The sequence below is a fragment of the uncultured Umboniibacter sp. genome, assembly GCF_947497555.1.
Classification (GTDB): domain Bacteria; phylum Pseudomonadota; class Gammaproteobacteria; order Pseudomonadales; family DSM-25080; genus Umboniibacter.
This window is the reverse complement of sequence record NZ_CANMGY010000011.1, coordinates 39507-65470: the sequence shown is the minus strand read 5'-3', so window position 1 is coordinate 65470 and position 25964 is coordinate 39507. Positions and strand designations below refer to the sequence as shown.

General features: G+C 49.9%; 19 protein-coding genes. 10 read left to right on the top strand and 9 right to left on the bottom strand.

Translation table 11 applies throughout. The features are described from left to right. Positions 1 to 23: 23 nt before the first annotated feature. On the top strand, positions 24 to 710 hold the full coding sequence (locus Q0698_RS11790) for a transposase (protein ID WP_298636845.1): 687 nt from the start codon (positions 24 to 26) through the stop codon (positions 708 to 710). 309 nt (positions 711 to 1019) lie between these two features. Here the strand turns inward: Q0698_RS11790 and Q0698_RS11785 are convergent, their stop codons facing one another. Both Q0698_RS11785 and gcvA read right to left on the bottom strand, forming a co-directional pair. Beyond that, on the bottom strand, positions 1020 to 3050 hold the full coding sequence (locus Q0698_RS11785; RefSeq protein WP_298636843.1) for a tetratricopeptide repeat-containing sulfotransferase family protein: 2031 nt from the start codon (positions 3048 to 3050) through the stop codon (positions 1020 to 1022). Positions 3051 to 3058: 8 nt separating this feature from the next. Next, positions 3059 to 3973, bottom strand: coding sequence for a transcriptional regulator GcvA (gene gcvA, locus Q0698_RS11780; RefSeq protein ID WP_298636842.1), 915 nt, complete (start codon positions 3971 to 3973; stop codon positions 3059 to 3061). Positions 3974 to 4109: 136 nt separating this feature from the next. On the opposite strand from gcvA, the gene Q0698_RS11775 reads away from it, so the two are divergent. The 6 genes from Q0698_RS11775 (at position 4110) to Q0698_RS11750 (ending at position 13835) form a co-directional block, all read left to right on the top strand. Next, positions 4110 to 6116 (top strand): tetratricopeptide repeat-containing sulfotransferase family protein, encoded by a 2007-nt coding sequence (locus Q0698_RS11775; protein ID WP_298636841.1) that lies wholly within the window; start codon positions 4110 to 4112, stop codon positions 6114 to 6116. Positions 6117 to 6322: 206 nt separating this feature from the next. After that, complete coding sequence (locus tag Q0698_RS11770; protein WP_298636839.1) at positions 6323 to 8707, top strand: TonB-dependent receptor; 2385 nt, start codon at positions 6323 to 6325, stop codon at positions 8705 to 8707. Positions 8708 to 8771: 64 nt separating this feature from the next. Beyond that, positions 8772 to 9572, top strand: coding sequence for an SDR family oxidoreductase (locus Q0698_RS11765; protein WP_298636838.1), 801 nt, complete (start codon positions 8772 to 8774; stop codon positions 9570 to 9572). 130 nt (positions 9573 to 9702) lie between these two features. Next, on the top strand, positions 9703 to 10692 hold the full coding sequence (locus Q0698_RS11760; protein ID WP_298636837.1) for an NADPH:quinone reductase: 990 nt from the start codon (positions 9703 to 9705) through the stop codon (positions 10690 to 10692). A 4-nt stretch (positions 10693 to 10696) separates the two neighbouring features. Beyond that, on the top strand, positions 10697 to 12226 hold the full coding sequence (locus Q0698_RS11755; protein WP_298636835.1) for a carboxylesterase family protein: 1530 nt from the start codon (positions 10697 to 10699) through the stop codon (positions 12224 to 12226). A 25-nt stretch (positions 12227 to 12251) separates the two neighbouring features. After that, complete coding sequence (locus Q0698_RS11750; RefSeq protein WP_298636834.1) at positions 12252 to 13835, top strand: BCCT family transporter; 1584 nt, start codon at positions 12252 to 12254, stop codon at positions 13833 to 13835. 182 nt (positions 13836 to 14017) lie between these two features. Here Q0698_RS11750 and rimI read toward each other — a convergent pair whose 3' ends face one another. The 4 genes from rimI to Q0698_RS11730 all read right to left on the bottom strand — a co-directional run bounded on the left by rimI (position 14018) and on the right by Q0698_RS11730 (position 18232). Further along, a complete protein-coding gene (gene rimI, locus Q0698_RS11745; RefSeq protein ID WP_298636833.1) occupies positions 14018 to 14488 on the bottom strand; it encodes a ribosomal protein S18-alanine N-acetyltransferase in 471 nt (156 codons plus the stop codon). Further along, positions 14488 to 15261 (bottom strand): hypothetical protein, encoded by a 774-nt coding sequence (locus Q0698_RS11740; RefSeq protein WP_298636832.1) that lies wholly within the window; start codon positions 15259 to 15261, stop codon positions 14488 to 14490. The genes rimI and Q0698_RS11740 overlap by 1 nt, the downstream gene beginning before the upstream one ends. A 32-nt stretch (positions 15262 to 15293) precedes the next feature. Next, positions 15294 to 17201 (bottom strand): glutamine--fructose-6-phosphate transaminase (isomerizing), encoded by a 1908-nt coding sequence (gene glmS, locus Q0698_RS11735; protein WP_298636831.1) that lies wholly within the window; start codon positions 17199 to 17201, stop codon positions 15294 to 15296. 71 nt (positions 17202 to 17272) lie between these two features. Continuing rightward, a complete protein-coding gene (locus Q0698_RS11730) occupies positions 17273 to 18232 on the bottom strand; it encodes a DHH family phosphoesterase (RefSeq protein WP_298636830.1) in 960 nt (319 codons plus the stop codon). A 449-nt stretch (positions 18233 to 18681) separates the two neighbouring features. On the opposite strand from Q0698_RS11730, the gene Q0698_RS11725 reads away from it, so the two are divergent. Continuing rightward, positions 18682 to 20406 carry an SLC13 family permease gene (locus Q0698_RS11725; protein ID WP_298636829.1) on the top strand — a complete coding sequence of 575 codons (1725 nt, stop codon included), beginning with the start codon at positions 18682 to 18684 and terminating at the stop codon, positions 20404 to 20406. A 163-nt stretch (positions 20407 to 20569) separates the two neighbouring features. Here Q0698_RS11725 and galE read toward each other — a convergent pair whose 3' ends face one another. Then, positions 20570 to 21589, bottom strand: coding sequence for a UDP-glucose 4-epimerase GalE (gene galE / locus Q0698_RS11720; RefSeq protein ID WP_298636828.1), 1020 nt, complete (start codon positions 21587 to 21589; stop codon positions 20570 to 20572). A 10-nt stretch (positions 21590 to 21599) separates the two neighbouring features. Next, a complete protein-coding gene (galU, locus tag Q0698_RS11715; protein ID WP_298636827.1) occupies positions 21600 to 22490 on the bottom strand; it encodes a UTP--glucose-1-phosphate uridylyltransferase GalU in 891 nt (296 codons plus the stop codon). A 230-nt stretch (positions 22491 to 22720) separates the two neighbouring features. Between galU and Q0698_RS11710 the strand changes: the two genes are divergently transcribed. Both Q0698_RS11710 and Q0698_RS11705 read left to right on the top strand, forming a co-directional pair. Continuing rightward, positions 22721 to 24199: a capsule assembly Wzi family protein gene (locus Q0698_RS11710; protein WP_298636826.1), complete on the top strand. Its 1479-nt coding sequence runs from the start codon at positions 22721 to 22723 to the stop codon at positions 24197 to 24199. Further along, positions 24196 to 24720, top strand: coding sequence for a hypothetical protein (locus Q0698_RS11705; protein WP_298636825.1), 525 nt, complete (start codon positions 24196 to 24198; stop codon positions 24718 to 24720). The genes Q0698_RS11710 and Q0698_RS11705 overlap by 4 nt, the downstream gene beginning before the upstream one ends. A gap of 170 nt (positions 24721 to 24890) precedes the next feature. Here Q0698_RS11705 and Q0698_RS11700 read toward each other — a convergent pair whose 3' ends face one another. Further along, positions 24891 to 25925 (bottom strand): hypothetical protein, encoded by a 1035-nt coding sequence (locus Q0698_RS11700; protein WP_298636824.1) that lies wholly within the window; start codon positions 25923 to 25925, stop codon positions 24891 to 24893. Positions 25926 to 25964 lie beyond the last annotated feature (39 nt).

Below are 25964 nucleotides of genomic sequence, written 5' to 3'. Positions count from 1 at the left end.
TTACCATGGAGGGGAGATTGATCATGCCACGCACTGCACGTTTAGTATCACCTGATGTCCCACTTCACATTGTTCATCGTGGGGTTAACCGACAACAAATATTCTTTGGGCTTCACGACTATTTGCTGTACATCCGGCTGCTAGTAGAAAAAGCCAAGGCTTATCATTGCGATATCCACGCCTATTGCCTAATGAGCAATCATGTTCACCTACTCATCACGCCTCATACCCAAACCGCACCAGCACTCTTAATGAAGGCCTGTGCCCAGCAGTATGCGCAATATTTCAACACCGCATTTGAACGAACTGGTCCACTTTGGGATAGCCGCTACAAATCCTGCTTAGTCGATAGTGATGAATATGTATTGGCCTGTTATCGCTACATCGAAGATAACCCAGTTCGCGCCGGGATGGTGAATGCGCCGAGCGGATACCCCTGGTCCAGCCACTTGGCGAACGCCGAACAAGATCACTGTCCTTGGCTGACACCTCACGCTAGCTTTCTCGCACTCTCAGAAAACAAGCAAGCTCGTTGCGCTGCCTATCGAAGTTTGTTCCAAACGCCTTGCAGTCAAACGCAGGAGGACATACGGAAGGCCACCCACAGCAATTTCGCCTTTGGCGCTAAGAACTTCGTTGAGAAGCACCTTGCCGCCGACAATCGCCGGCGAATTGGTTCGCGCCGAAAACCCAAAAAGCCACCCCAATAGGGTGGTTTCTCTTTACGTGTCACACCGATTGGGGTCGGGTACATAACCGCTTCCGAGGGGCCTGCAATATGGGGTCGGATTTGGGGTCGGGTACATAACCGCTTCCGAGGGGTCTGCAATTTGGGGTCGGATTTGGGGTCGGGTACATAACCGTTGAGCTGAATTAGATGTGACTACGCTAGAGAAATCAACGGCTAGCGACGGACAGTATGTACCCGACCCCTAATTGCACTCCCTTGCAGGCCCCTAAAAAACCAAACCCGTGGTATGTACCCGACCCCTAATTGCAAGTTATGTACCCGACCCCATTTACCACCCAGCCGCATCCAGCACGGTTTCGGGGCACGCTTCAATCACGTCCTTGAGCTCTTCTTTCCAGAGATCCAAGTTGGCTTCATAGCGCTGCCACAAACCTAAGGCTGAGGTATAGATAGGTTGGCGAACCTGCTCCGAACTCGCGGTCTTCACCGCCCGTTTATTCTCGTAGTAGCGCAAGCATTGCTCTTCGAACGGCAGCCCACAGAATTCAAGTAGCCGACGAACCTGCCATTCCAACCGAGTGACTGTATCCTCATAGTGAACATCAAGTACCTCACCGGGAAATACCTGGTGCCAATGATCCATGATCTTTACGTACTGTTGATAGTATTCCGCTAGCTCGAACTCGTCGTAGGTGAAATTCTGGCCTTTGGCGAATAACTGCTTGTGCGCGCCCAACAAGCTGTCCAAGGGAAAGCGACGAGTGTTGATGATCTTAGCGTTGGGCAGAATCAACTTAATCCAGCCTACGAAGCTAAAGTTGTTCGGCATTTTATCAATAAACAACGGCGTACCTTCCACCCGGTGATGCTTCACCTGTTGCAGATACTCTTTACCGTATGCCGCCCAATCACGAGCAGTCAATTCACCTAGCGTCTCGGGGAACGTTAAGCCATCACTTCGGTATTTTGCCGTTGAATAGGCGATATTCGCCGCATTTGGCAACTCAGAGGTACCCTCAACCTGAGAGTGACTTGATAGAATTTGCTCCACTAATGTCGAGCCGGAACGAGGTAAGCCTACAACAAAAATAGGATCCGGTGCGTCATGCCCTAACCCTAAATGTTGCTTTACAAACTCTGGAGTGAATACCGATTGGACACGCGTCTGAAGCAACTGAAATTCAACGGGATCATAATCCACCAGCCCGCGATTTTGATGATTACCAGCGCTGTAGTGCTGCCAGGCACTGTCGTAGTCCTTTCGATCCTCGTATGCCTTTCCTAGGGAAAATTCAAAGTGAACGCGAGCCTGCTCGCTCAGCTCCGCACTCTCTAGCTGAGCCTCCATGGCCGCAACCTCCTCATTCTCAAACTTGAAAATCTTCAAGTTCGCCATACTCCAATAACTCTCGCCCAAATCAGGTTTTAGGCGAATAGACTCACGATAGGAAGCAAGCGAATCCTCTAGGCGACCTACCGTTTTATACATATGCGCCAATGACATGTAGACGCCGGCCGACTGAGGATTAATGCTCAAACTCTGTTCGAAGGCCGAAATCGCAGCATCGACATCTCCTAAGTTCGAACTGGCATTACCCAAGCCCGCCCATGCCAAATCATCGTCAGGTTTCAGCGCCACCAGCTCCTTAAAAGCCTTCACTGCTTCTTGCCACTTCTGGCTATCAATGAGCACCGAGCCCAAATTATGCCACGCCTGATGAAAGTCCGGCGCTATCTCTACCGCTCGGCGCAGCAAGGCTTCGGCATCAATAATTTTGCCGCCTGCCTCGTGATAACAAATAGCCAAAAAACGCATCGCATTAACGTTTTGAGGGTTCTCACGGAGTGCATTTCGAAACGCCTCTTCCGCCTCTTTTTTACGCTCTGCCCGCCAATGTTCGGCGCCCATTGCCACCAGTGCGGCATCGTTGTCTCTATCCAAAAATCCCATGAAGGCCTCGTCCGCCTCATCGGTTCTTCCGGCCGCCACCAGGGCTTGAGCCAACTTTTTATGGAATCGCGGTTGTTTAGGGTCCATCTGAATAGCACGTTGCAGTAAGGTCACCGCTTCATCGTACTGCCCTTCAATACCCGCCACGCTACCCAAATCCTCGTAAAAGGCGGCATAGTCCGGCGCCAGCTTGATACCGAACTCAATCTGCGCTTTGGCTTCATCAAGGCGATTCATCTGAATCAGTGCATGTCCAAGGACCTGAACATGGGGAATACTGCTGGGGTTTAGTACCAGAAAATCTCTACAGACGCGTTCGGCCTGCTGCGGGTTACGCTGCTTCATCGCCCCAACGGCTTCAGCAATACTGGTTTGTGCTTCGTGATTAGGTGTCGTGGTTGCGGTCATATAGCCCCCTATGCCATCAATGGCTGCAACTGAGAATCTTGCGCCAACGCTTCAAGCAACCATGCTCTGAAGAGGCGAATTTTTTCATCGTTCATACGTTCATGCCTACATACCGCATACCAGTCGCCACCAGCTCGAGAACGCTGACCAGGGAAGATTTCCCGCAACATGCCAGAGCGCAAATCTTTATCCACGTAGGGCTGCATTCCTAGCGCCACACCTAAACCCTGCATAGCGGTTGATAGCGCATGGTCGTAGCTGTCGAACTGCAGACCTTCCGATGAGTCAATATCCGTCACACCATGATCCTCTAACCAAATTGACCAATCATGGGGCGAAGGATGCACCTGTAAGATGGGGCAACCCACTAAATCATTCGGCTCCGTCAACTGGTGCTCGGCAATCAACTTCGGTGAGGCAACGGGAAACATCTCGGAGGTAAATAAATAGTCATAGTGAAGATCCTCGCTAACCCGCTGACCAATCATGACGCAGACGTCTACATCGTCGTGGCTAAAGTCCACGTCCACCTGAGATGTATTCAAGCGTATCTTAATATTGGGATAGGCCGCGTTGAACTCAGGTAACCGGGGAATCATCCAGCGAATAGCGAACGTACTATAGAGCTGAACAGTGAGAATATCGTGGTCCTTCGGCTTAAGAATGAGTTCGGTACCCTCGGCAATTCGGTCGAAGGCTTCGCGAATAATCGGGTAGTAGGCCTTTCCGGATTTTGTGAGGTGGACCGCTCTGGCCTTGCGCTCGAACAGACTTATATCTAAATAGTTCTCCAGTAATTTAACCTGGTGACTAATGGCTGAGTGCGACACAAACAGCTCGGCCGCAGCATCCTTAAATGAGCCTAATCGCGCCGCTGCTTCAAAACTTTTTAACGCGGTTAACGGAGGTAAACGTTTACGCATAATTCAACCTTAACTCGTTATTATTAGATTTATAGGTGAATAAAACTTGACTACAAGAGTTTGAACATTTGCAGTTGCCATGTCAACATAGCTGTTCTCAATTTAATCAACAACGCCGTAAACACAGGGATTCACTATGAGCAACGCGCAAACCCAAAACCTAAAAGAAGCCGTTTTTCATGCGCAATCGTTGATAGATAATAACCAATTCACCTTGGCCGAAGAGCAAGCCAGGGAGATTCTGGTAGTGGTCCCGGGTGATATTAATGCACTGCGCGTACTTGGTACCGCACTGCGTAAACAGCAGCGTAACAGTGAAGCTCAACAGCACTTAGCGCAGGTTGTTCGCCAACAGCCCAAATTTGCGCTCGCCCAGCAGGAACTGGGGTTGTGCTTAGCGCATTTGGGCGAATTCGAAGCCGCTGTGACGCATTTGGCAACAGCCACCCAACTGGATGCGTCACTGTCCGCCGCCTGGCAAGGCCTTGCCAACGCCCATGGTGCCTTGGGTAACGAAGACGCCAGCCGCGCCGCACTGCATCAACAACTTCAGCATTCATCACAGGCTCCTGAGCTAGTAGAAGCCATGCAGGACTTTAATGCTCGCCGCATCGCCGAGGCCGAGCAAAAGGTCCGTAACTATCTAAAAAACCACCCTACGGATGTCTCCGCGATTCGCCTCCTAGCCGAAATTGCGATCAAGCTGAAACTCTACAACGATGCGGAAAAACTGCTCGAACGAGCACTAGAGCTGGCACCGGACTTTCACCTTGCTCGGTTGAACTATGCAAGCGCTTTGCTTGGCAGGCAGCGACCGCAGGAAGCGCTGGAACAAATTGCCGTCCTAGAGAAAAACGACAATGTAAATCCTACCTACCTCACCCTAAAAGCTGCCGCACAGGCTCAGTTGGGGGAGCTCGAGGAAGCGGTACTTACCTATAACTACCTCATTGAACACTACCCTGTACAATCCAATATAGTCATGAGCCTTGGCCACACGCACAAAACCATTGGCAAACAAGATGAGGCAATTGCCGCCTACCTAGAAACCATCAAGCTCAATCCAAATCTCGGTGAGGCCTACTGGAGCTTGGCAAATATGAAAGTATTCAAATTTAGCGACGAGCTCCTCGCTCAAATGCACGGTCTTGCTAACGGTGGCAAACTCTCTCGTGACGATGCCTATCACCTTGCCTTTGCCCTGGGTAAAGCCTATGAGGATCGAAAGGAGTTCAAGCGGTCATTTGACTATTATGAGAAGGGCAATAACATCAAAGCGGTGATTGAACGCTACAGCGCCGATGCCAACCACGCGGACACCCAACGTTCTATCAACACCTGTACGCCAGCGTTATTTGCCGACACCTCGCTCGGCTGTCAGCGCCCCGACCCTATTTTTGTTGTCGGTCTGCCACGTTCTGGCTCAACGCTGATTGAACAGATTCTCGCCTCGCACAGCCAAGTGGATGGCACCAAGGAGCTGCCTGATATCATCGCCATGGCGCGACGATTAGCCGGACGGAAGAAAAAGACCGACGCCTCTAACTACCCAGAAATCCTGGCCGAGCTTAGCGCCGAAGATCGTCTAAAACTGGGCGAAGAGTATTTGCAGCGTGCCGTGGCTCAACGCGGCAACGCCCCCTTCTTCATTGATAAGATGCCCAATAACTTCGCCCACATTGGCTTAATTCAGCTTATTTTGCCAAACGCCAAAATTATCGATGCCCGTCGCCACCCTATGGCGGCCTGCTTTGGTGGCTACAAGCAGCTGTTCGCTTCAGGGCAGCGATTTAGCTATCGCCTTGAAGATATTGGCCGTTACTACCAAGACTACGTGCAACTTATGTCACACTTTGACGAAGTGTTACCTGGGAGAATTCACCGCGTATGTTATGAAAATATGGTGAATGACACTGAAAATGAAATTAGAAAGCTATTAGCATATTGCCATCTAAGTTATGAAGAGGCTTGCGTGAATTTTCATCAGACTGAAAGATCCGTTAGAACGGCTAGCTCTGAACAGGTTCGCCAACCCATCTACACCAGTGCCGTTGCGTTGTGGAAAGAGTACAACGAGGCGCTCACCCCCCTCCAAGACCTACTTGCACCTACCATCAAAAGTTATGAGAAGGCCATTTTATAAAATGGCTTTCTATTCCCAATTTGCACCGGTAAAAAAGGTGAAATTATCTCACCTATAGGCGAATTTTCCTCGTTTGCTTTACCGTATGCAATGCCATTGAATATGGAAACACTGCTAATTCCTAGCAGGGTCGTGATGTATCCGCTTCATTGTGGATTCGACCTCCATTATTCAATAACTATAAGAACGATTCTGGAGACTACTAAATGAATAACCCTCGCTTGCCGCGTCGCGAGGCCAATAAGGCCCTAAGTCGCGCTCTAAATACTCAACTGAAACGCAAAGACCTTGCTATTGGTATCAGTGCCGCCGTGGCGAGTACAGCCGCCTTCGCACAGACTGAAGCACCGGTTGCCGCTCAAGCTACCGCTATTGAAGAAGTTCTCGTTACCGCGCGAAAGCGAACTGAGAGCCTTCAGGATGTACCAATCAGCGTTCAAGCACTCAGTGCTCGCGATTTGGAAGACCAAGGCGTTAGCAACTTCAATGACTACGCACTGATGCTACCTAACCTAAGCTATCAGTCTGCAGGCCCAGGCTTAGCTCAGGTATACATGCGTGGCGCATCGGATGGTGGTGACGGCAATGCGTCGGGTCAACACCCGAGCGTAGCGATCTACTTGGATGAGCAGCCAGTTACGGCTATTGGTCGTAACTTAGACGTTCACGTTTACGATGTTGCGCGTGTTGAAGCACTAGCCGGTCCACAGGGCACATTCTTCGGTGCATCGTCTCAGGGTGGTACCTTGCGTATCATTACTAATCAGCCAGACACCACCCAATTTGAGGGTGGCTTCGATGTCAGCTACGCCAACACTGATAGTGGCGAAGACAGCTACTCGGTAGAAGGTTTTGTCAATATTCCACTATCTGAAAGTGCAGCAATTCGCCTTGTCGGCTGGAATAAAGAAGACGGCGGTTACATCGATAACGTCTACGGCGAACGCACGTACGCCCTCTTCAACCCAGAAATGCCTATGGTTGTTGAAGACAACACTGACCGCATTGAAGAAGACTTTAATGATCTAACCAACACTGGCGCTCGTGCAGCACTTAAAGTTGACCTCAACGACAGCTGGACAGTAACCGCTAGTGCGATTACCCAGAAGCAAGAAACTGAGGGTGTTTGGTTCCATGATCCAGAAAATCCAAATGGCCAGGTTGGCGATCTTGAGATTCAGCGCTTCAATGATGACAGCAGTGTTGATCAGTTCACGCAGTTCTCTCTTGTCGCAGAAGGTGATCTTGGTTTTGCGACCGCTACTTACGCGGGCTCTCTACTTGACCGTGAAGTTGAGTACAACAACGATTACTCGGCCTACGCCGACTACTACTCAACTAGCTGGATTCAGTACTATAGCTGTGAGTACTACGGCACTGCTACAGCACCGTGTACTAGCAACAACATCATGTACGAAGAAGACAACCAGTATGACCGTAGCACGCACGAATTGCGTTTAGTGTCTAACTCTGAAGGTCCGTTGAACTACAGCGTGGGAGTTTACTATGAAGACAGTGATCACACCTACCGTCAAGAGTGGATTCAGCCTGGCATGGCGCAAGGACCTGACTTCGTTCAGCTAGACAAAGCAAATCTTTGGTATCTTACCGATCAGGTTCGTAATGATAAGCAAACTGCGGTGTTTGGTGAGCTTTCCTACGACCTAACCGACAAACTAACGGCAACTATGGGTCTTCGCTACTTCGATACCGAAAGCTCATTATCGGGTGTTTCCGGCTACGGTGTTATCGCTCCGGGTTTCCCAATTATCAATGTTGATTCTTCAGTGAGCGATTCAGATGTACTGAAAAAATTCAATGTTGCGTATGACCTCACTGACAACGTCAACCTATTCGTAACTTGGTCTGAAGGCTATCGTCCTGGCGGTATCAACCGTGACGAGACGCCGATCGTCGAGCGTACCTATAAGGCGGATTTCCTGACTAACATGGAATTCGGTTGGAAGAGCTCTTGGGCTGGTAACACGGTTCGTTGGAACGGTGCTTTCTATAGCATGGACTGGGAAGATATGCAGTTCACTAAGTTCGATTCAAGCTTTGGCTCGCCAGTTGGCCTAACGCTTAATGTGGGCGAAGCGGAAATCCAAGGTCTTGAGACAGATTTAACCTGGATCCCAGTTGACGGCCTAACGCTTTCGGGTGCAATGGCTTACAACGACGCTTCCTTTGCTGAAGATTTTGTCATTGGCGGCAATTCTTCACCATCGGGCACGGCGCTTCCGCATGTTCCTGATGTGAAGTGGAATTTCGCTGCTCGTTACGAATTCCCAATGATGGGTTTTGAGTCTCACATACAGATGGCTTACGCCAATGTGGATCAAAGCTATAATGATATCTTTAAGTATGCCGGTGGTGACACCACTATGGATCAGCGTCAAATTCAGGCGGGTTATGACAACCTGAATCTAACCGCTGGTGTTGAAACCGATGCTTGGGGTGTTGAAGCCTTTATCAATAACGCAACGGATGAGCGTGCAGAAATCACACGTTTCACCAGCAGTTACGATACGTCGATTACCACTAACCGTCCTCGTACGATTGGTGTTCGCTTCAAGATGCGCTTTGAATAAGTCGAAAGACTGATCAAGGGCGCCGGTCCCGGCGCCCTTTTTACTACATTTTAGGAGTTCACATATGGAACCACGAGTACCGGGACTATCCGCTGGTAGTACGGTTTTTATCTCGGCGGGTGCCTCGGGCATCGGCTTGACTATGGCAAAGCGCTTTCTCGCTCAGGACTGCTTAGTCCACGTGTGCGACATTAATGAGCAAGGCGTAGCGGATTTTATCGCCTCACACCCTAATGCAACGGGTGACGTGGTTGACGTGAGCGACTATCAACAGGTTAAAACGATGTTCGAAGGTATCGCAACGCGCTTCGGTCATCTTGACGTACTGATCAATAATGCCGGGATCGCTGGGCCAACCGCATCGGTCGAAGACATGGACCCCGACGAATGGGATAAAACCATCGCCATTGACCTCAATAGTATTTTTTATGTTACTAAGGAAGCAACGCCTCTCATGAAAGCGAAAGGCGGCGCCATGATTAACATTGCCTCCAACGCGGCGCTGTTTGGCTTTCCCATGCGCGGACCCTATACCGCCGCCAAGTGGGCTGTTCTAGGCTTAACTAAAACTTGGGCTATGGAGCTCGGCGTTAACAAAATTCGCGTTAATGCTATTTGCCCTGGCAGTGTCAACGGTCCCCGCATTGAAGGTGTGATCGAACGCGATGCCGCCGGACGAGGCATGACCACAAACGAGATCCGCACGGTTTATCAGCGCCAGAGCTCAATGCGCTTGTTTGTCGAAGCCGACGACATTGCCAATACGGCGCTATTTTTAGCGAGCGACATGGGCAAGTCGATATCCGGACAATCTATTGCGGTAGACGGCCATACCGAAGGCCTCTCAAACTTCTTAGAGCCATAGTTTGCCGACGCTTAGCTAACTTTGCTAAGTCTGAGATAACGCTTTGGCTTTACAGAAAGCGAGAGCACCAATTTTTTAAGTACTGGGCGGCAACGTCAACGCCGCCAATGACACTATTTAGGAGCGACACATGAAAGCTGCATGGTTTGAATCATTTGGAACAGCTGCGGATACACTGATCATCGGTGAGCAGGAAAAGCCTACCCCCGGTGCTGGCGAAGTACTCGTCAAATTGGAATATACCTGCCCGAACCCGTCGGATGTGAAGAAGCGCGCTGGCGCCTTCCCAAACTTGCTTGATAATGGTCACGTTATTCCTAACTCAGATGGGTCGGGCGTTATTGAAGCAGTCGGCGAAGGTGTTGATGCCTCGCGCATTGGTGAGCGAGTGTTTGTATACCAAGGTCAGTACGGACGTCTACTCGGCACCGCCGCGGAGTACATTGCCATTGAGAGCAGCCGAGCCCCCACATTACCAGACGAAGCCCCAATGGAAGTGGGCGCACTGATTGGCATTCCTGTCATGACGGCCCACCGCTGTGTGCATGCCGACGGCGATGTCGCTGGCAAGACCATCCTCGTCACCGGCGGCGCTGGTCGCGTTGGTTACTACGCTATCCAGTGGGCCAAGGCAGCGGGCGCCAAGGTTGTGGCTACCGCTTCAAACCCCGCGGATGAAGCTACCTGTAAGGAAGTGGGCGCTGACTTGGTGGTGAATCACCGCGAAGCCAATTGGGGCGAAGCTGTGGTAACAGCCTTGGGTGGTGAGAAAGTTGATCGCGTTGTGGATGTGGAATTTGGTGCCAACCTTCCCGAGGTACTTAAGTGCCTCAAGATTAATGGTGTCATTGCCACCTACTCCTCTACACAAGTTAAAGAACCCCAGCTGCCGTTCATTCAGATGATGTTCATGGACCTAACGCTTCGCATGGTCATTGTTTACGCCATGCCTGAAGAAGCTAAGATGCACGCTATTGCCGATACTCAGCGAATGTTGAGCGAAGGTAAACTCAAGCACCGCATTGCCCATAACCTTCCGTTCAGTGAGATGGTTAAGTCTAACGAACTGATTGAGCAAGGTGGCTTCGGCGGCTGTGTGGTAGTTCAGGTGACCGCGTAATCGAATGATGTTGTTGCAGTCAGTTAAGCGCATCGCTGTCATCGCGGTGCTACCGAGTGTGCTCTTGGGTTGTGGGGACGAAGAACTTAACTCGGTTAGCACCGCGAGCGGCGGTACTTACACAGGTGTTGTGGAGGCTCAAACGCTGAGCTTCCGCGGCATTCCCTTCGCCAAGCCTCCGGTAGGAGAACTTCGTTGGCAGGCACCGCAGGCAATTAGCCTCAGCGGTCATTACAACGCCACAGAATTTTCCAGCGCCTGCGTTCAGAATGACGGTAATGCTAATTGGTATCAGAGTGTGGCAGACAATTTCGACGGCCCCGCCGGCGTTATCACGACTCCAACTATTAGCGAAGATTGCCTCTATCTCAATGTTTGGACGCCAAAGCCCATTTCGCCCGACGCTTCCCTGCCGGTGATGGTGTGGATTCACGGCGGTAGTAATGTTAACGGTTGGGGCTTTGAACCGAATTACCTCGGAACGGAATTTGCCAAACGCGGCGTAGTGTTAGTTTCCATTAACTACCGCTTGGGTATTTTTGGCTACTTCTCACACCCGGATATGAAGAGCTCGCAAATGGCGCAAAACAATTTCGCCCTGCTCGATCAAATTGCCGCCTTGGAATGGGTGAAGGGCAATATTGAAGCCTTTGGCGGGGACGTTAATAACGTAACTATTTTCGGTGAATCCGCTGGCGCTGCAAATGTAGGATCGCTGCTTGCGGTGCCACAGAGCGACGGCCTATTTCACCAAGCTATCAGTCAAAGCGGTGGTTTTCAGCTATTGGATAGCGCTACGCTGACAGATGCCTATACCCAGGGCGAATCCATTGCCGCAAAAGCCAGCACTAACCTAGAAGGTTTGCGAGCGCTCACACACGAAGAGATTTCCACCCTAGCTGCAGAAATTGGTGACTATTCGCCCGTGGCGGGCGGGCCTACGCTGCCGCTCACGGTGGCTGAAGCGGCAGACTCTGCTCAGCTTCGTAGCGTGCCACTCATGATTGGCACCAATCTAGACGAGTGGTTGATGTATTTGCCGGCTGAAGTCACTGAGCAGGACGTTGCTGAGTTTCGCGCAACCTACCTCGCTGATACAGCGTCAGAACAAGTTGATCTCGCTTTAGCAGGTTTAAGCCCTCGTCAGCAGCTAGACCGACTAACCACCGCTCAACAAATGCTTTGCCCGAGTTTGGAATTTGCCGACTATAACGCTAACGCCGCGCCTACCTACGTGTATCGCTTCGATCGTGCCCGCGAACATCCTAGCAATCAGATTGGCGCCTATCACGGGGCTGAAATTGCCTATGTGTTTAACACTCACGACGATTGGTTACCGACCTCTGCGGTGGATACTTCGCTTAGCGAAGCGATGATTCAGTACTGGGTGAACTTTGCCTACACCGACAATCCTAATGGCAATGTCTTAGCCGATTGGCCCCAGCTCAGCAGTGGCCATCAGGCTGTCTTCAATACATCAGTGGAGAGCGCAGTAATTCAGCGCGCAATCTGCGATAATTTACTTACAGAATAATGAAAGCATCCATTAGGAGGTTGCAGTGACTCAATCAACGCAAGCCGTATCCCGCGTCGATCGCCCTTTGTTTATCGCCACCTTGGCCGCTATTTTACTGGTGAGCATTCCCATTATCGGTTTCCATGAAACCGCTGGCGCCGTCATTAGTCAGCTCTTCACTTTGCTTACGCAGCACTTTGGTGTCTTCTATATCTGGTACGGCTGTGGTGCCGTCGTGATTCTAATTTGGTTAGCGTTTGGCAAGTATGGTGATATCAAACTCGGTGACGTTGAGCACGAACCTGAATTTTCCCTGTTCAGCTGGATCGGTATGCTCTTTAGTGCCGGTGTTGGCGCAGGGTTGCTGTATTGGGCGGTAATTGAGTGGGGTTTCTATATTGACTCCCCAGCCCGAGGTTTCGCGGCAAGAAGCACCGAGGCCATTGAGTACGCTGCCGCCTATGGAGTGTTCCATTGGGGTATCACGGGTTGGGCCATCTTCTGCCTACCCACGCTGGCCATTGCCTATCCCTACTATGTTCGCAAGATTCCCTACCTTCGCTTAAGTACAGCCTGTGTGGCGCATCTTCCAAATGGCGTTAACAGTAAGCGCGGACGATTTATTGACTTCATCTACATGATTAACCTGGTTGGCGGTTCTGGTACCTCACTAGGTCTTGCTACGCCTGTGATTGCAGCGAGTTTGGCGAGTATTTTTGGCATTACGCATGACTTTGCCCTGGAAGTTGCGGTGGTGGTGCTATGTGTTGCCATTTTCGGTACCAGTGCCTTCCTAGGCTTGAGCAAAGGCATTAAACGCCTTGCTGATTTGAACGTTTTCGCAGCCCTCGCATTACTATTTTTCGTGCTAGCCGTGGGCCCAACGCTGTTTATTCTCAAAATGGGAACCAATAGCGTTGGTTTGGTACTGCAGGAATTTATTCGCTTTAATACCTGGACAGATCCCGTTGAGAGCAGCGGTTTTGTAGAAAGTTGGACAGTATTCTATTGGGCTTGGTGGATTGCCTATGGGCCATTCGTCGGGATATTTGTGACCCGTATTTCCCGCGGTAGAACGATTCGCTCAGTAATTTTGAATATGTTGCTGTGGGGCTCGTTGGGTGCGGCACTGTTCTTCATTATCTTCGGCAACTATGCCATGTACTTGGATCTTAATAACATCCTGAATGTTACCGGTATTATGAGTGATCAATCTCCTGAAGCGGCCATTACTCAGGTCTTCCTCACTCTACCTGCCGGTGAATGGGCGCTCATTCTCTTCGCGTTGGTCGCTATTATTTTCGTTGCCACCACCTATGACTCGGCGTCCTATACGCTGGCTTCGGTGGCCACCGACCACCTCCATGCTGGCGCACACCCAGCACGCTGGCATCGCATTTTCTGGGCAGTTGGCGTTGGTATCTTACCCTGTGCACTGATGTTCATTGACGGCGGCATTCAGGTAATGCTCTCCACGACCATTGTAGCAAGTCTACCGCTGTTAGTTGTGGGTGTGATCATGACAAGCTCACTACTGAAAATGCTCCGCGAGGACTACCAACTCTACGGCTGCATGACGACTCCTGCCGCCCGCCAGCGCCACGCCGCAGCGCTAGACCGTAACTGATGCAATTAGGGGTCGGGTACATAACTAAATACTCGCCCCTAATGAACTCACTAGAAGATGAGGCCTATCCAATACTGCTAGGCTTTTAGGTGGTATTTTGAAGCTGATAACACTGTTATGTACCCGACCCCTAATTGCCTCTAATTGCCTAACGGCTGGTAACACTATTATGTACCCGACCCCTAATTGCAGTCATCCAGGCGGGTGAGGGCCATGATGATGGCGTCTTCGCGGCCTTTACGATCGCAGGGGTAATAGCTGTCGCGTACGCCCACTTCTACGAAGCCTAGCTTGTCATAAAGGTTGATCGCCGCGCGATTGGACTCGCGCACTTCCAGAAATTGCGTTTTCGCAGCGGGAAAATACTGCCAGGAACTGGTGATTAACTGCTCGGCTAAGCCACGGCGGCGAAAGGCCTTCGCCACGGCAATGTTCTGCAGGGTCATCTCATCCACTACACCATCGAACACCGCATAGGCAGCTAATTCGCTGAGGTTAGGAGACAACAGACCCAGCACAGTGGTGCGATTGCCGCTGAGGGCAGACATTATATTGGCGTCGGACCAGGGATGTGAGTGGGAACCCTGCTCAAGCTGTTTTAGCCGCTCAAAATAGGATTCATCTAGAACATGTAGCGTGAGCTTTTCAGCCATCAGGATAGCACGTGCGCTGCCAGCTGGTTGGCTAGCTTGAGTCGGTGTTCGGCGTCCTCAAACAGCGTGTCGAAGCTAGCTGCCGGGATAATATCCAACGAAGATAAAGCCAGAAGTTCATTAGCATCACTACCAAAACAGAGCACGAGCTTTGGCGCTCGCACATCCACAAAGCCATTCAAAATAGCTTGAATATGATCCCATCTATCGTGATTGCTGGCCGTACGGGGAAGTGTTTGCTGAATCAACTGACTATCAATTTCATCCTCACTGACATTCTCACGTCTAAAGCTGGGCGAGAGAATTCTTAGTGCATCATTGAGTAAGACTCGGTGCGGATACTGCAGACCTTTGACGCCATTTTGAATAGGCTGCTCCGCCACCAGCAACACATCGTCCACGCTCAACAGCGACAATGAAGGAATTTCGCGAACGCCTTCCGCGAGCACAGCCTCATCGGTACTGGCTACTGCTGCAGGCTCTTCAGCCGACTTAGCAGTCGGCTGTATAGATAACGATGCCTTCAGCGCGTCAATGGAAGCCGATACCGACTCAGTGCTCGCCGCCTTATTAACTGCTGTCGGTGCTGTGCCCAGCGCATTGCGCATTGCGGCCAAACCGGAGGCACCCTCTAACGCACGCTCCTTACAGGGCTGTTGCCCCTGCGGAACGAGACGGATGCTTGGCTTCGCCCCAGGCAATTGCTCACGTGGAACCCATGAGCGAATACCCATAGCCTCTAAGTACGAAAGTCTCGCTTTCTCATTGATCATGAGAACATTCTAACCTCTGCCTGAATCTCAGATTACTCAACCGTTACACTCTTCGCCAAGTTTCGAGGTTGATCAATATCAGTACCCTTAATCAACGCCACATAGTAGCTCAGTAATTGCAATGGGATATTGTAAACCAGCGGCGCCAAGGTATCCGAGACGCGGGGGACATCCATCATCATGATACCGTCACCACCCGCGAACTTGGCCTCAACGTCCTTAAATACCACCAACTCACCACCGCGCGCTCTAACCTCTTCCAAGTTACTGCGCAGCTTATCAAGGAGTTCATCATTGGGCGCCACCGCAACCACCGGCATATCTTCATCTACTAGCGCTAGTGGTCCGTGCTTGAGCTCTCCGGCCGCATAGGCCTCAGCATGAATATAGGAAATCTCTTTTATCTTAAGCGCTCCCTCCATGGCCACGGGATACTGCACACCTCTACCCAAAAACAAGGCATGCGCTTTATTAATAAAATGCGCGCTTAATTGCTCGACACCCGCCGCCATTTTAAGGGTTTCGCTAAGCACCGCGGGAAGCTTGTGCAGCTCATCGCACAAAGCGCTTTCCGACGCGGGGTCTAGGCCGCGGGATTTTGCTAGCTGCATGGTCACTAACAGTAAACTTACCAACTGAGCAGTGAAAGCCTTTGTTGACGCTACGCCTACCTCGGTCCCAGCGCGCGTCATAAATGCGGCATCACTCTCTCGGACAAGGCTGCTACCCGGCACATTACAAATGGTCAGACTACTCACAAAACCACGCTCTTTGGCAACACGCAATCCCGCCAAGGTATCAGCAGTCTCGCCACTCTGCGAGATAGTGATTAACATTGCATTCTGCGGCGAAGCAATTTTTCGATAGCGAAACTCACTGGCAATTTCTACATTACAGGGAATTCCAGCTAGCTCTTCAAGCCAATATCGTGCCACCAGACCTGCGTGATAACTCGTGCCACAGGCAATCAGAGTGATACTGTCAATACTCTTAAACAGCGCCTTAGTGTGATCATCGAAGGCTTCCGGCAACAGCCCCTGAGCGCCAATTCTACCCTCGAGAATCTTTTGCACGACACTAGGCTGCTCAAAGATTTCCTTCAGCATAAAATGACGATACTCACCCTTCGAGACCGCCGTATTGAATTCAGTATCCGGTGCTTGGTCTCTTAGAACATGCTCTCCGCGGTCATTATATATATCACAACCGAAGGCATTAATACGTGCGACATCACCTTCTTCCAAGTAGGTGAACTTTTGAGTTTCCGCAGCCAGCGCCAAGGGGTCTGATGCCACATAATTTTCGCCGTCTCCATGACCAATAACTAGCGGTGAGCCACTGCGTGCCACGACCATTTCTTCAGGCGTTTGTGCATCTACTACAACCATGCCGTATGCGCCATGAAGTAAACGACTTGCCCGCTGAACCACCTTCAACAGCGAAACGGGTTGACCGTTTACCGTCTGTTGTCCATCCGCTGACACGGGTCGTAATTCAACCTCGCCAGTCTCCAGGAGATAGTGGACTAAATGGGCAATAACTTCAGTATCCGTATCGGAACTAAAGCGGTAGCCATGACCTTCAAGTAATAATCTCAGCTCGGCGAAATTCTCAATAATGCCATTATGGACCACCGCTATACGCCCACTCATATGGGGATGTGCGTTCGCCTCAGTAGGCTTTCCGTGGGTTGCCCAACGAGTATGGGCAATGCCGAGTGTGCCGGAGACAGGATTAGCGCTGATTGAATCGGCAAGGTTTTGCACCTTGCCAACTGTGCGACGCCGTTGGAGTGAATCGATGCTCGAAGCCGGACTTGAGGCTCTATCGATCAACGCAACACCTGCGCTATCGTAGCCCCGATACTCCAGCTTGCGCAGGCCCTCCACTAACAGCGAGGTGACATCTCTCTGGGCAACCGCCCCCACTATTCCGCACATTTTTAATCTTTATCCTTAGGGTTAAAAATAACTCAATTTCAAATTCGATTGATGCTCAACAACAGCCGATACTAGGTGTAGTAACGCTCAACCACACTCAAGAAGTCCATCATCATTGCTTCGGGCAGCTTATTAACTCCCGCTGCAGCCGCGCGACCTCCGCCAGTTGGGAACTGACTGCAAATATCGCCTGCGCCTTGCTTATTATTCAGCGGAGCCCTGAGGCTAACCATTAATGTTCCATCTGAATTATCACTGAAAACGACATGGGCACGATTGGGCGCACTATTGGCTAATTCGTTACCAAATACACCACTAACACGCTTCGCCCAGGGCTTATGAGGCAATCTGAATGCTTCTACTATCTCTGTGTTGTAGCAAGCCTCAATATGATCAAGCTCAGCCATATCGGATTTATACGCAGTCTGAAGCTCATAAAAAACAGAATCCTGGTCTTCTCGTAACTCAAACGGGGATAGCGATGTAACCAGGCGCTTGAATAACTCCGCTGGGTGAAAGTGTAGGTCATCAATGCGCTCACCATAGCCATTGTAGTTCACCAGGGTACCTAGTTCCTTCAGAAACTGACGCTGCTCGTCATCGTATTCCGCTACGGTTGCGAGTTCATCAGCCCTAGCCACTAGGTTGTCACCATAGGCCGCTGCAATGGCCCATGCATGGTAGGTACCTTGCAAAATTTCATCCACAATTAACGCCGTACAGGTATTGGCATCTAAATTGATATGGGCAGAAAGCGATCCATGCGCCGGAATATGCCCCGAACGGTGATGATCAACATAGGTCACCTCGGCACCTAAATCCAACACACTGTCGAGTGCTTCGGCATTCTTTTCCATACTAATATCTAGTACCGTGATGGTATCGCCTAGATCCGGGGAAACCTGTTTGAGCAGGGAGATATCTCGCTTTACGCCGGTAATCAACACACTGTCAGTGGGGTGAGCCAAGCGCAGCTGTACTAGGGACAGAATACCGTCCGCGTCACCGTTAAATACGTCGTAATGAGCCAAAATAATACCTCTATTTTTATATGAAATTTAAATGTTTACCCACTCCCCAAGGGATATGAACTAAGCACTGTCAGCGAGCTTCGATAGCAGCTAGAACCCAGAGCAATTCAACAGGATGATTTACCGCCCATAGATGAGCGAGCCATTTCATAGGTCTCGCCACAGTCCAAGCCCGAATAGCACTAAAGTCACAGCACAAGATTAACTTATATCCGCAGAATTGGCGATGGTAATCATTTCTTTATCACGCAGAACTGGCAATGACCCTCACTAGCGAGGCCCGCCAAGATGGCTTCCAGAGTCAATCCAAAATAAGTACGGGTGGCAACCTGCGGAAGTCAGCGGTAACAATAAATTCATGTTCTACCGCCAGAATCAAAAACTAACGTTTCGCGGTTTCAGCAAATTCGTTTAAACTCGGAAATATAATATTAACTTTTGGCGTTTACATGGATCAACAGCTTCAGCTTGTGTGCATTATTGCACTCTTACTCTGTGGGATTATCTACGAGCAAAGACGAGCACCAGCTTTATTTATCTTGGGCGCGCTAGCCTGTTATGCGCTGACGCTTGTCAGCACCGATCGTTTTTTGGGCGTGCTGACTAACCAGGGGGTCATCACGCTTGCACTGCTACTCACCTGTTCTTTTGCCTTAGAAAGAACCGAACTCGTCACGATTGTCAGCCGAAAGTTATTCAGTCGTAAACCCAAACACATCAAAATAAGTTCGCTGAGTTTGACTGCTGTACTCTCAAGTATTCTCAGCAATACGGCGGTTGTGGCCGCCTTTCTAAGCCCTATCAAGCGCAATACTAAAGTCGCTCCCTCAAAGCTTCTTATCCCGTTAAGTTATATTTCCATTGCCGGCGGCACGCTAACCCTCGTGGGGACATCAACCAATCTGATCATTAACGCCCAGGTCATCGAGGTTGGCATGCCGAGTTTAGGCTTCTTCGATTTCACGCTTGTCGGGCTCGCGGCCCTGGCCGCGGTGTCATTGGCAATGATCGTAGTAAACCGACTGTTACCAACCGAATGGCCGAAGGGTGATGAAGAAGAACATTATTTCGTAGAAGCGCATGTTACTCCTAACTCGCCGTTAATTGGTAAGAGTGTTGAGGATGGTGGGCTACGCGCTTTGGAATATTTCTTCTTGGCGGAAATTATTCGTGGCGGGCGACTCATCACTCCGGTCCGTCCCTATCATCATATCCGCGAGGGAGACCTGCTGCTATTCTCCGGACAGGTGAGTCAGTTAGACTCTTTAGCGATTGTTGAGGGCATAGAAATCTTTGCTCATCGCGAAGGCTATCCTACCGCTAACCTTGTTGAAGTATTAATTCGCCCCAACTCCATTCTGGTGGGTAAGACGCTCAAACTAACTAAATTCAGATCGCGATTCGATGCGGCCGTTGTCGCAATTCGTCGTCAAGGTGAAACCATCTCCGGCCGTTTGGGGGATACAACTCTGCGAGCGGGTGACTTCCTGACGCTAGCGACGGGTGAGGACTTTAGGTCTCGACAGAACCTACTGAGAAACTTTTTCATACTCAGTGATGTGACCACTGAAAAGGTCATCAAAGGATGGCGTCAGTTCTTAACCTTTGGCGGATTCTTTACCGCACTCGGCTATTCAATTGTAACCAGTGAACCACTAATTAAACCGCTAATTTTCTACGTTACGGCGCTGCTACTCAGTCGTACCTTATCCACGAATGACATTAAACACCGCTTCCCGTTTGACCTAATCGCCATTGTGTTGGGGGCGCTGGTGATTGCCGCTGCCTTCTCTAGCACAGGTCTCAGCGAGACCATTGCCGCGGCGGCCCACACGGTATTACAGCATCAGGCGTTATGGGTTGCGCTCCTTGGCGTATATTTAATCACGCTTCTCACCACTGAACTAATCACTAATAACGCTGCCGCGGCAATGATGTTTCCCGTGGCAGTTGGTGTCGCCGAAGGGCTGGGTGCTAGCCATATGCCATTTATCATGGCCACGGCGTTCGCAGCCAGCGGTAGCTTCATTAGCCCCTTTGGCTATCAGACCAACTTAATGGTTTTCAACGCCGGACAATATAAGCTAAAACACTTCATGTATTGCGGCGTGCCTACTAGCATTTGCTATGGTACCGCGGTACTCATTACCATCCCCATGGTCTTCCCATATTAGATTGCCTGCGGCTCAGTCGCCGACTATGCCGGCCACTCAATATATGAAAATCGATACCTAACAATTAATCCAAGCTTGGAACACGTCGCTTAAATCGATAGCGACTGACAAAAAATGGGTAACCTAAGGCTGCCCATTTTAGAAACTGTGTGGTCATCTTTGGCTAGCTGGGAAGGTAGCCATTTGGATTGCCATGCTGCCAACGCCAAGTATCAATCATCATTCGCTCCAAACTGAGTTTAGCCTTCCAGCCTAACTCCTGTTCAGCTAAGCGAGAGTCAGCCCAAAAACCTTCCAAATCACCCTCTCGTCTTGGGACTATTTCGTACGGGATCTTAACGCCAGAGGCCGCTTCAAAGGCTGCTATCATTTCTAAAACACTGGTTCCGTTACCGGTTCCGAGGTTAAATGGTTTTGCCCCTTGATTGTTAGCCACCCAGTCCAATGCTTGGACATGGCCTACTGCAAGGTCTACAACATGCAAATAATCTCGTAAACAGGTGCCATCTGGCGTATTGTAATCACCGCCAAAAACACTCAGCTGTGAGCGCTTTCCTACCGCCACCTGAGCAATGAATGGCATCAGATTATTGGGAATTCCTTGCGGATCTTCACCAATCAAACCTGATTCATGTGCGCCAATGGGGTTAAAATAACGGAGCATCGCCACCGATAAAGCAGGATTAGCTTTGGCGCAGTCAAGCAGCATATTTTCGATAATCAACTTGGAAGAGCCATACGGGTTAGTCGTGCCTCCCGTAGCTTGATCTTCACGGTAGGGAACCTTAGCCGATGAACCGTAAACGGTTGCCGAGGAGCTAAACACTAGCTTACTAACCCCTGCCTTGTTCATAGCCGCTAATAACGCTAAGGTGCCGCTAACATTGTTGTGATAGTAGTCGATTGGCCGACTGACACTCTCCCCAACCGCTTTGAGCGCTGCAAAATGGATAACACTGTCTATGTTGTGACTGGCGAAGACCTGATCCAACCAGTTAGCATCACAAATATCACCCTCGATAAACGTCAGCTTTTTACCCGTAAGCGCCTCAACTCGACGTAGTGATTCCCTGTTACTATTGCAGAGGTTATCCACCACAACCACATCGAAGCCCGAATCAAGAAGTTCTACTGCGGTATGGGAGCCAATATAACCTGCTCCGCCTGTTACTAACACTGACATAAATTAACCTTTAGTTGGCGGCGTTGACCACAGATTCAATGGCCTCTTGATAGGCTTCATTTCGCATCGCGTAACTGACGAAGGCTTTGATGTAACCGCGTTTACTGCCGCAATCGTGGGCAACACCCTCCATATGGAAAGCCTCTACCGTTTCCTGCTCAATAATATGGTCTATCGCGTCAGTTAGCTGAATCTCATCTCCCGCGCCGGGAGGTGTGCGCTGAAGTTCACTCCAGACGGTTGGAGAAAGGACGTAACGCCCTACTACCGCAAGATTCGACGGAGCATTTTCAACCGCAGGCTTTTCAACCATACGCTTAATGACTGCCGTTTGACCTGCGGAGAACTGTTCGCCGTTACAGTCGACAATGCCGTAATTAGAGACTTGCTCTTTCGCCACGGGTTCAACCAAAATCTGTGAAGCTTGAGTTGCTTCGTAGCGCGCAACCATGGCTGCTAAATTAGAGGTTTTTAAGTCCGACGTATACTCATCCAAAATAACATCGGGGAGCACGACGGCAAAGGGGTGATCTCTAACAATAGGATGTGCACACAGTACCGCGTGTCCCAATCCCTTGGCGTGACCTTGGCGGACATGCAAAATCGTCACACCTTCCGGCGTAATGGCTTGCACCTCTTCAAGGAGCTGTCGTTTCACTCGCTTCTCAAGCGTAGCCTCCAATTCAAATGAGGTGTCAAAGTGATTCTCGATCGAATTCTTAGAGGAGTGAGTCACCAAAATGATTTGAGTAATACCTGCGGCGGCGCATTCATTCACAATGAACTGAATTAATGGCTTATCAACAATTGGCAACATTTCCTTTGGAATCGCCTTGGTGGCGGGTAACATTCGTGTCCCCAACCCGGCAACAGGTATAACGGCAGTAGTGACTTTGTGCATAGTAACTCATCTCTTTTATATCACGCTGAAGAACAGCTTAGAATTGTCTCTAGAGTTTAACCTAAGCTAAAATTCGTTACCATCTCTCAGCTTGGTTCCCGCTTATATTCATTCCCAAACAACGCACTGCTAGACGGCAATAGGTGGAACTCTCTATAATGATTTACCAGGCTGAATCAGCTGACTGAATACCCGTTCTGCCATAATAATTATCAATAGAGGCTACCCCTTTGATAAAACATGTTACTGCGTCATTACTCATACTTGCTCCACTAAGTGCCTGGGCGGGCTTGTACATCCCCAGCCAAGATACTCAGCTCAATGCTAGGATTGAACAAATGCTGCTTCTTGCAGGAGCTCCTACACTCAGCAAGCCCTATAACCTGGAGTTAGTTGAGCATTACTTGGAGAAGTCCCGTTATCGGCACCCACGCGTGTTCGCCAGTATTGAATCACAGCTTGAGCGCTATCGAGATAGCGTAGGTATTTCGGTAGCGAAGGTATCAACTTCCTATACAGACGTATCGTATGACAACGAGCTGATTGACCGCCTAGAGGCTAATCAATATGGCGAGCAGCTTTCGTCAGAATACAACGGCCACCTTGTCGGCTATGCCAAGCTAGGTGACTGGATGAGCATTTCCGCCGGGGCTAGTTACTACGAGGTTAATAGTAAAGGGGAAGAAGTCTCCGTTCCCAGTAACAGCTATGTCAGCTTTCATGCTTTTAACACCCAACTGGACATTGGCTATCGCGATAGCTGGATGTCGCCCTCATTTGATAGTGCGCTGCTTCTCTCCACAAACGCCGCCCCATCACTAGGGGTCACGTTGAGTAATGTTTTGCCCTATGAATCGCTTTGGAATTTGCGTTATGAGCTAGGTTTCAGGCAACTCAGTGAGTACGATGAAATTCTGTACGGCAACACGGTTGAAACGGGTGAGCCCGCTCTGGTTAGCACTCATTTGTCCTTAGAACCTGTTGATGGTTGGACGTTTGCCTTTAATCGGACGATGCAATTTGGCGGCGGTTCTCGCGAAATCACTGCGAAATCAATCCTTCAAGCTTTCTTCAACCCGGTGGATTACGATAATAATGGCGATGACGGCATTGAAGGCTGTGGCGCCACTGTTCAAAACACGTGTGAGTTTGGTAATCAACTTGCATCGGTTAGCACTCGTATGGACTTTAAGGGCTCTACCCCATTTTCCATCTACGGCGAATACGCCGGGGAAGATACGGCAACTGACAAAAATACCCGCTTAGGTAACTTAGCAATCACTGGCGGACTGATATTCCCTTCGCTCCCTGGGATTGGACGGGCGGCTAGCTCTACGCTGGGTATCGAAGTATCCAGCTGGCAAAATGGCTGGTACACCCATCACATCTACCAAGATGGCTATGTTAATCATGGTGCGGGAATGGGCCACTGGTTTAATAACAATCGCACTACCGCACGAGGCGTCTCGGGTCAATCCGCCACGATCCGAGCACAGTTTTTCCAAGGCCTAGACACTCAGTACACGGCCACTTTTCGATATATTAGCAATGACTCCGAATGGTCATCCTATGGTTACCAAGATGGTTACGAGCTAGATTTGGGGACCTCACTTCCCTGGAACAGCCACTACCTCGAAGCGCGCCTGTATCTGGGTAAGGATGTTTTCGACCAATCATTTGTTAAAGCTCAAATAGGAATCAGCTTATGAAGTATCTTGCACTCGGAGTATTTTGCTTAAGCGCTGCCTCACCCACCTTTGCAGCAACGAAGTGGTCCACAGGTATTGGCGCTACCGCGCTTTATCACTCTAATAATCTTGCCACCAATACCAGCGGCCGCGTTAGCCTTCAGGGGCACGTTGCCATGAAGACAGGCATCGAAACAACGTTAGGTATGGGGATTGAACTGCTTCCTGTTGGTATATCCGAGAATGATTTCAGCGAAATGCTAATCACCTGGCGTGTGGCGGAATTTACTCATTCCCTGTCAAATCGCTTCGCTATTCGAGGGTATGCCGGCGCTTCAAGATACGAACGCGAGGCCACCGGCCTAGGCTACACTGTCGGCTTTGGTGTTGACTACAAACTGCAACGCTTCAGTCGGTGGGATATCGGCGCGGAAGTTTCCTTTACGAGTACTGATGTTTCGTACGATACCGAGGCCATGACAGGGAGAAGTAAATTTGACGACTTTTCCTGGGCCAGTATCGTTTTAAGATATCGCTTCTAAACGTTAGCGCTCAGTGTTGGGTGGTGAGCACTAAGTGTTGAGCGTTAAGTGTTGAAACGTCCATCGCGTTACAAGATAGATTGCTGCACAAAGCTTCTAGCGTTGGGGCCGAATAAGGCAGCTATCAAGCTGATATGAGCATCTCAGATAAATAAAAGGTATGCGTCGGTTTACCTTTCAAGACTTGCCAGAAGACGCTGCTTGAGCTCATCACGGATCGCAGCAGAACTAAAGCTATCGTTGTATAGGTCCATATATTTGGAACTCTTCTCCAGAGAAATTGAAAATTTTCGTTCAATCGCTTTACCTTCACTATCGAGCTGCTCGGTTAAGTCATCAGCCAATGACTTACTTAAGAGTAACCCTTGGGAACATAGCTCCTCGTTGTGCACTAGCTTCTCAATAAACCCTGATTTACTTCCCGGAGCATTTTTCTTAGCCAGCTTCATTTGCTTAATCGCTTGATTCATTTTATCGCGGGGATTGGCAACATCATCACAGACGCCACTGGATAAAATTTTATTACGAATTAACAGTGCGAGCACCTGATAGCTATTCAACGAATCGTTCGGTGCCTTTGGGCGCTTCAATGAGCCAACATCAATAACTTCGCCCGTGATAGCCTCAAGCTGCTGGGCAATATCCATCACCACGTCACCGCCCAACAATTCTGCTCGATCATAGCGTTTACAGTGAATACGATCCCAACCGATGACATCAGCCCAACGCGCTAGATTTGAATAATATTTAGCGCTCGAAAAATGTGCGGCAATAAAGTCTTCCGCTTCCCCACTAAACCATTGTCGCCGAATCCACTCGCGATACTTACTATCGAGATACTCCTCAAACGGGCGCAGGTAGCAAATTAAGTAGACATCGAAGTGCGCTGCAATTAGATTTAAAAATTCTGGACGAGGAACGTCTGAACCAACAAGCCTTTCATGCGATATAAACACAGCATTTGAGCGCTTTGTCTCTCGTATCAACTGTCCCCAGTTATCAATGTTATTCCTGCGTCCCCAGAAAAGCTCCTGACTCAACCAAAAATGTCGAACACCCACTCCATTGCCGTGTTTTAGACCAGTATCGGGGTATAGGATGCCAGTGCTAGCGTGGATTGCTTGCCGGTTTAAATGGAAGAAATTCTGGATCGCCGTTGAACCCGTTTTGTAGGTTCCACCGTGAATAATTAGCTTCGGCTTCATAACTCCTCTACCTCTCACAGGTTGAAGTAAGTAAAGCTA

What these genes read in the sequence shown, in the direction of transcription:
- Q0698_RS11790 (WP_298636845.1), top strand. Translation starts at nt 24, where the DNA reads ATGCCACGCACTGCACGTTTAGTATCACCTGATGTCCCACTTCACATT.
- Q0698_RS11785 (WP_298636843.1), bottom strand. Translation starts at nt 3,050, where the DNA reads ATGACCGCAACCACGACACCTAATCACGAAGCACAAACCAGTATTGCT.
- gcvA (WP_298636842.1), bottom strand. Translation starts at nt 3,973, where the DNA reads ATGCGTAAACGTTTACCTCCGTTAACCGCGTTAAAAAGTTTTGAAGCA.
- Q0698_RS11775 (WP_298636841.1), top strand. Translation starts at nt 4,110, where the DNA reads ATGAGCAACGCGCAAACCCAAAACCTAAAAGAAGCCGTTTTTCATGCG.
- Q0698_RS11770 (WP_298636839.1), top strand. Translation starts at nt 6,323, where the DNA reads ATGAATAACCCTCGCTTGCCGCGTCGCGAGGCCAATAAGGCCCTAAGT.
- Q0698_RS11765 (WP_298636838.1), top strand. Translation starts at nt 8,772, where the DNA reads ATGGAACCACGAGTACCGGGACTATCCGCTGGTAGTACGGTTTTTATC.
- Q0698_RS11760 (WP_298636837.1), top strand. Translation starts at nt 9,703, where the DNA reads ATGAAAGCTGCATGGTTTGAATCATTTGGAACAGCTGCGGATACACTG.
- Q0698_RS11755 (WP_298636835.1), top strand. Translation starts at nt 10,697, where the DNA reads ATGATGTTGTTGCAGTCAGTTAAGCGCATCGCTGTCATCGCGGTGCTA.
- rimI (WP_298636833.1), bottom strand. Translation starts at nt 14,488, where the DNA reads ATGGCTGAAAAGCTCACGCTACATGTTCTAGATGAATCCTATTTTGAG.
- Q0698_RS11740 (WP_298636832.1), bottom strand. Translation starts at nt 15,261, where the DNA reads ATGATCAATGAGAAAGCGAGACTTTCGTACTTAGAGGCTATGGGTATT.
- glmS (WP_298636831.1), bottom strand. Translation starts at nt 17,201, where the DNA reads ATGTGCGGAATAGTGGGGGCGGTTGCCCAGAGAGATGTCACCTCGCTG.
- Q0698_RS11725 (WP_298636829.1), top strand. Translation starts at nt 18,682, where the DNA reads ATGGATCAACAGCTTCAGCTTGTGTGCATTATTGCACTCTTACTCTGT.
- galE (WP_298636828.1), bottom strand. Translation starts at nt 21,589, where the DNA reads ATGTCAGTGTTAGTAACAGGCGGAGCAGGTTATATTGGCTCCCATACC.
- galU (WP_298636827.1), bottom strand. Translation starts at nt 22,490, where the DNA reads ATGCACAAAGTCACTACTGCCGTTATACCTGTTGCCGGGTTGGGGACA.
- Q0698_RS11705 (WP_298636825.1), top strand. Translation starts at nt 24,196, where the DNA reads ATGAAGTATCTTGCACTCGGAGTATTTTGCTTAAGCGCTGCCTCACCC.
- Q0698_RS11700 (WP_298636824.1), bottom strand. Translation starts at nt 25,925, where the DNA reads ATGAAGCCGAAGCTAATTATTCACGGTGGAACCTACAAAACGGGTTCA.